This window comes from Mesorhizobium sp. M4A.F.Ca.ET.020.02.1.1 (assembly GCF_004022645.1).
Lineage (GTDB): Bacteria > Pseudomonadota > Alphaproteobacteria > Rhizobiales > Rhizobiaceae > Mesorhizobium.
The window spans coordinates 1-5,616 of sequence record NZ_RZOI01000396.1 but is presented as its reverse complement, the minus strand read 5'-3'; the positions used below and the strand labels follow the sequence as shown (position 1 = coordinate 5,616).

The 5,616-nt window shown below is 62.3% G+C and carries 6 protein-coding genes; 1 reads left to right on the top strand and 5 read right to left on the bottom strand.

Features of this window, described 5'->3' with window-relative positions:
- Positions 1-871, bottom strand: an 871-nt coding sequence (locus tag EN742_RS22145; protein WP_148670190.1) for an ABC transporter substrate-binding protein, incomplete at its 3' end; no start/stop codon positions are given.
- A 388-nt stretch (positions 872-1,259) separates the two neighbouring features.
- Here EN742_RS22145 and EN742_RS22140 point away from each other — a divergent pair.
- A complete protein-coding gene (locus EN742_RS22140) occupies positions 1,260-2,282 on the top strand; it encodes a substrate-binding domain-containing protein (RefSeq protein WP_126056953.1) in 1,023 nt (340 codons plus the stop codon).
- Positions 2,283-2,495: 213 nt separating this feature from the next.
- Here the strand turns inward: EN742_RS22140 and EN742_RS22135 are convergent, their stop codons facing one another.
- The 4 genes from EN742_RS22135 to EN742_RS22120 form a co-directional block, all read right to left on the bottom strand.
- The gene (locus EN742_RS22135) at positions 2,496-2,684 is read right to left on the bottom strand and encodes a hypothetical protein (protein WP_127405046.1); all 189 of its coding nucleotides are present in this window, start codon (positions 2,682-2,684) and stop codon (positions 2,496-2,498) included.
- Positions 2,681-2,908 carry a hypothetical protein gene (locus EN742_RS38755; RefSeq protein ID WP_126056955.1) on the bottom strand — a complete coding sequence of 76 codons (228 nt, stop codon included), beginning with the start codon at positions 2,906-2,908 and terminating at the stop codon, positions 2,681-2,683. Before EN742_RS38755 ends, EN742_RS22135 begins: the two co-directional genes overlap by 4 nt.
- Positions 2,909-3,130: 222 nt before the next feature.
- Entirely contained in the window at positions 3,131-4,189 is a 1,059-nt protein-coding gene (locus EN742_RS22125) for an aminopeptidase (protein WP_126056956.1), read from the bottom strand.
- 346 nt (positions 4,190-4,535) lie between these two features.
- The coding region (locus EN742_RS22120; RefSeq protein WP_128333272.1) for a S8 family serine peptidase at positions 4,536-5,616 on the bottom strand (1,081 nt) is incomplete at its 5' end.

Below are 5,616 nucleotides of genomic sequence, written 5' to 3'. Positions count from 1 at the left end.
AGAGGCCCTTCGGGCTGTCGCGGAAGTCGGTCGCGGCAACCGCCTTGGCGCCGCCGTCGACCATCTTGTCGTCGGTCGCGATCTTGCCGAAGATGTCGATGGCGTTGACGACCGCCGGATCATTGAACGGGATCTCGTTCTTCACCCACTTGTCGTAGACGTCGGGCGTCTGCGTGCGCAGCATGATGTCCTCGACCCAGTCGGTCGCCGGCCAGCCGGTGGCGCCGCCGGAGCCGAGACCGATGCACCACGGCTTGCCGCCGTCGGCGATGATCTTCTTCTCAAGCTCGGCCAGTTCTTCCTGCGTCTTCGGGACCTTGTAGCCGGCTTCCTCGAAATTGTCCGGCGAATACCAGACCAGCGACTTCACATCGGCCTTGTAGGGGAAGGCGAAGAAGCCCGGCTTGCCGTCCTTGTCCTTGAAGGCGCCGAGGTCGACCCAGGACTGGCCGGCGCCGTAATTGTCCTTGACCCATTTGGCGGTGTCGTCGCCAAGCGGCGTCAAAAGGCCCTTGGAAGCCAGGTCCTGGATCAGGCCCGGCTGCGGCAGCACGGCGATGTTGGGCGGGCTGCCGGCCTGGGTGTCGATGACGATCTGCTGTTCGTAATTCTCCGACGAGGAGTACTTGATCTCGACGCCGGTGGCTTCCTGGAAATATTCGAGAACGGTGCGCACAAGGCCTTCGTCCTCGCCGCGCCATGGCCCGAAGATGGTCAGCGTCTCGCCCTTGAGGTCGACCTTCTTGAGGTCCTCGTAGTTCTGCCAGTTGAAGCGCGGGTCCTCGCCCGGCTTGAACTTCAGTTCGGCTTGCGCCGGCAGGCTCAAGGCCAGCGTCGCGAACGCGGCGCCCAGCAGAAGCATTTTCTTCATCGATATTCCTCCCAGTGGTCACAAACAATCGGACGGAATTTCCATTCCGCCAATCGAACGGAACCTCCATTCCGTCCGCCGACGCCGCAGGACTGTGACTCAGTCAGAAAGGAACCGCAACCTTTCGAAGAGTCTTCCAAAGCGCTTTGGTCGTTTTGATCTCGCCATTGAATCAACCGGAAGTCAAGAGGGGGCAGAAAGCTAATCGATTTAATTTCTGCAAATAGGTGCGCAGAAAGTGCACTGCAGCACGTTTTTTTGGCGCTGCAGCAGTAAATTTTGCTTCAAACCCATCTGAACGATGCTTATGGTCGGCGCGTTCGACGTCACCAGCGTTGGTTGTCGTTTTGACTCAAATTAAAAGCGCTTTGAGGCTTGGAGGCCTCCGGTGAATCTTAAACAGCTCGCTCACATGCTGGCGCTGTCGCAGACCACGGTGAGCCGGGCACTGAACGGCTATCCCGAGGTCAACGAGGAAACGCGGCGGCGGGTGATGGACGCGGCCAAGCGACATGGCTACCGCCCCAATCCGAGCGCGCGCCGACTGGCGACCGGCAAGACCGGGATGATCGGCTATGTGCTGCCGACCGGCGCCGCCGTCGACATCGATCCGCACTTCGTCGAGTTCCTGTCCGGCCTCGGCGACTATGCCCGCTCGCACGAGCTCGACCTGGTGCTGTCGCCGGCGGACGCCGACGACCAGGAGACCACCTACCGGCGCATCGTCGCCAACCGGCAGGTCGACGCGGTCTACATCTCCTCGCCGCGGCCGGCCGATCGGCGGGTGGCGCTGCTCAACACGCTCGGCATCCCCTTCATCGTCCATGGCCGCAGCGAGGGCTTCGACTTCGACTATGCCTTCCTCGACATCGACAACGAGGGCGCCTTCCACGAGGCGGCGCGGCTGCTGGTCCAGCTCGGCCACAGGCGGCTGGCGCTGATCAACGGCGACGACCGTGAGACCTTCGCCATCCATCGCGAGCGCGGCATGCGCCGGGCACTCACCACGACTGGCCTCGTGCTTGGCGAGCGCCATATCTGTTCGCTCACCATGACCGAGGAGAACGGCTACCGCGCCGCCAGGCGCCTGCTCGAACAGAGCGAGCCGCCGACGGCGATCGCCTGCTCCAGCCTGATCATGTCGCTCGGCGTGGTGCGCGCGGTGCGCGATCTCGGCCTGACCATTCCGGGCGACCTGTCCTTGATCGCGCATGACGATGTCTTTCCGTGGCTGAAGCCGGAGAATTTCCCCGTGCCGCTGTCGACGACGCGCTCGTCGATCCGGCTCGCCGGCGCCCGCGTCGCAGAGCGCCTGGCGGCGCGCATATCAGGACTCGAGGAGGGCGCCCGCGGCGAGGTCTGGCCGGTCGATCTGGTGGTGCGGGGGTCGGTGGCGGGCGCGCCGGGTTAGGATCAAAACTCAATCGCTCGCAGCGACGGAGTCCGAACTGCCGCTATGCGCCTGATATCGGTCAACGAGCCGAACTTCGTTGGGGCGCAGCAGCGGGCATGACCGGCGCCAACCACCTCGGCCACAATCATATTGATATCAAACGGCAAGAACCGAAACAGCGGCCGCAACTCGCCGCATCGCTGCGCGAACTTCCAGCCGGATGATGTCGCCTTACGGCTGCGCGCGCCCGTCCGCGCGAGCGTTCGCCTCAGCAAGCCTCGCCAGCGCCTGCTCGACCTTCTCTCCCGCGGCGTCCGTCAGTTCGATATGATGCACGACCTGATGCGTCAGCAGCGCGAGCCCAGCAGCACGATATGTGGCGCTATGCTTGGCAGTCTCGATGTCAAAGGTCGCTATCATCGGGCTGCCGCCCTCAGTGGGTGGTTGGTCCGATCGATCTTCATCAGGCGCGCTCTTGCATCAAGGACACGCCGTCGCGCCGACGTGATCCGGCAGCAAAGCGCCAAGTTGATACCGACGCCGCACTCTTCGTTGAGCATCTCCTCAGCACGCTCAAGGGCGAGTTCCGCCCGGTTCACGCGTTGCCTCGCGATTGCAAGTTCCAAGTTCTGAAAGTCAAACATTCCACATCCTTGGTTGCGGTCCCTTCGATGGCTAAACAGCCGCTGATCGCATTCGTTCCGACGATGCGACAATAGGGCCGGCGCTCCTGCGCCGAAGGCATTTGGCGAAAGAAGGCCTGGACTGGTCGGTCGGGTCAAACTCCTGAGGGGCGCCGACAAGCTTCGCCACGTGCCGCTCGAGGAACTTCGTAAGGAGACGCTTCGGCCTTTACATTGACGGGCTCAATAGCAGCTATCTGCCGCCGCAAGTGTTTCGGCGCGATGAGGTTCGTCCAGTACGCCAATCCGTCGAACCGACGCATAGAACCGTGCATAGTTGCCCGAACACAAGTCGAACAGGCGGAGAAATGCGGTCACCCGATCACTGTAAACGGAAGTCGCGGCGAGCTTTGCGTTGTTGATTGGGGAGGCGAACCAGGCATCGTATCCCCGGTATCGACCCCAGCGCCTGTCGCGCATGTGTCGGTAGCGCGTCCGCAGCCGTTCAATCGCGGCCATCTTTGCGGCCCGCTTCTGCTCCGAGGTGCCGGAGTTGCCATAGATTTGTCCTAGCTCGTCCCGGGTTTGGGAGACAAGCGTAAGAAATTCAGCTTTGCGCCTCTCAGCGGCTTCGTAACGGCGCAATTGCGCAGTAGCGCCAGCGGCGCGCAGCCATTTTTTTACCCCGGTTGTTTCGACGGCGACAGCGAACGCCTCGTTGAATGCGGAATCGCCGTGCACGTAGACGCGCTGGTGGGCCAGTTCATGGAAAACCAGCGCAGCAAGATATGTCTCATCCTGGCTGAGCATCGTGCTTAACAGCGGGTCACTTGACCAGCCAAGCGTGGAATAGGCAGTGATGCCGGTCACAAAGACGTCCATGCCCTGTCCTTGAAGTTCGACGGCGGTTTCAGTCGCAGACTTCTTGGAGAAATATCCTCGATAGGGGACGCAGCCGAAAACGGGAAAACACCATGTTCGTGGCGTCAGCGAGAATTCCGGCGCGGCAAAGACGGCATAGGTCACCGAGTCCCGACCGATGTCGACATAGCTGCGGTAGCTGCTGTTATCGGGCAGCGCCAGTTCATCAGTTGCAAACTGTCGTATGGCGCTCGCCGATACCATTCGGGCGCGCAATGCCTTCGGCGTCGAAGGGTCCTCGATCAGTTTTCCGACATCCCTGCGCGCCGTCATGATCTGCAGATGACCCTGCACGGATTGCGCGTAGTAGGAAACACTGATGCAACCGGTCAAGCCGGACACCACGATCATAACGGCAACCAATCGATAGAATGTGCGCATCACGATTTGCCCATTCCGATAGGGCAATTGTCGCGATTGGCCCGTGGTGGCCGAAGCTGAAGCATCGTGGGACTCTCACAATACGACCCCGCAGTGCAGCGGCGCGAGGGAACTGAAATCTGATCATAGTGCCCTCTCGGGCCCGCCGAGACTGTCATGGACGGAGGCCAGCCATTCGCGGCTATCGAGCTATCGCGGACCCCAGAAACGGTCAGTTTGCTTCCAGTCCCATCTCGGTCATTCTGTAACTGCTGTCGAATGACCGTTAATGATTTCCACTGCTCACCAATCTAGGCCATTGGCGACAAGTTTGTTGATTGGGCACCCGATCCATCTCGACTGAAGCTCATTCCTTCTTCACAGCTTCCGCCGCCTTGGTGTCCAGCAGGCCATAGCCGAAGTCATTGTCCCTGCCTTTCGGGCCAAGGTCCCTTGCGGTGTCGGCCAGCGCCTTCTCGATTTCGTCGGCCGAACGGTCGGGCGCGACATGGATCAGGTTGGCGATGGCCCCGCTGACGATCGCGGCGGCAAAGGACGTGCCGGTGACGACGTCGGAGCCGGCGCCGCTCGGCGCCACCATCTCGACGCCGGGGGCCGAGATGAAGACATAGGCGCCGCGATTGGCCTGCGGCATCAACCCGTCCTTGGCATCGGTGGCGGTCACGGCGATGACGCCGTCAAAGGCCGCCGGGTAACCATAGGGTGCTTTCGGCCCGTTGTTGCCGGCGGCGGCGACCAGCACGATGCCCAACGAGCGAGCGTTGCGGCAAGCAATGCCGAGCAGGTCATTCTTCGGGCCGACGAAGCTCATGTTGATGATGCGCACGTCCTGCTCCGCCGCCCAGTCGAGCGCCGAAAGGATGACGTCCATAGTCGACTTGCCACCCTCGAAGGCACGGGCATGGTAGATCTTTGCCCCCGGCGCCATGCCTTTGAGCGCGCCGACGCCGGCGATCAGGCCATCGATCGAGGTGCCATGGTCGCGCTTTTCGATCGGCACGTTGGGCATGGCGTCGAACTGGTCGGCGATGACGCCCGACAGCGCCGGGTTGGTGTCGTCGATTCCGGTGTCGATGACGGCGACGCGCACATTCTCGCCGCTCGCCGCCTTGGCGTCGAGCGCGATGCGATCGAAGGCATAGTTGACGATACCGGCCGCCTGCTGCAGCGAATAGACATGGTTGGGCTCACGCCGTCTTGTGCGGCCGTCAGCGGCAAGCTGCGCCAGCACGACGCCGACCGGACGGCCGTCGGGAATGCCGAACCGCGCCAGCGTGGTGCCGAGCAGGCGCGACTGGCGCTCAGAGCGCACTTCGAGGCCGAAGGAAGCAGCGATCTGCTGTACGGTAGCGGCATCGCCGTCGACCGTCACCAGCACCTCGTCGGGCACGAAATCACCGACGATGGCGCGCTGCGGCTCGGTGGCG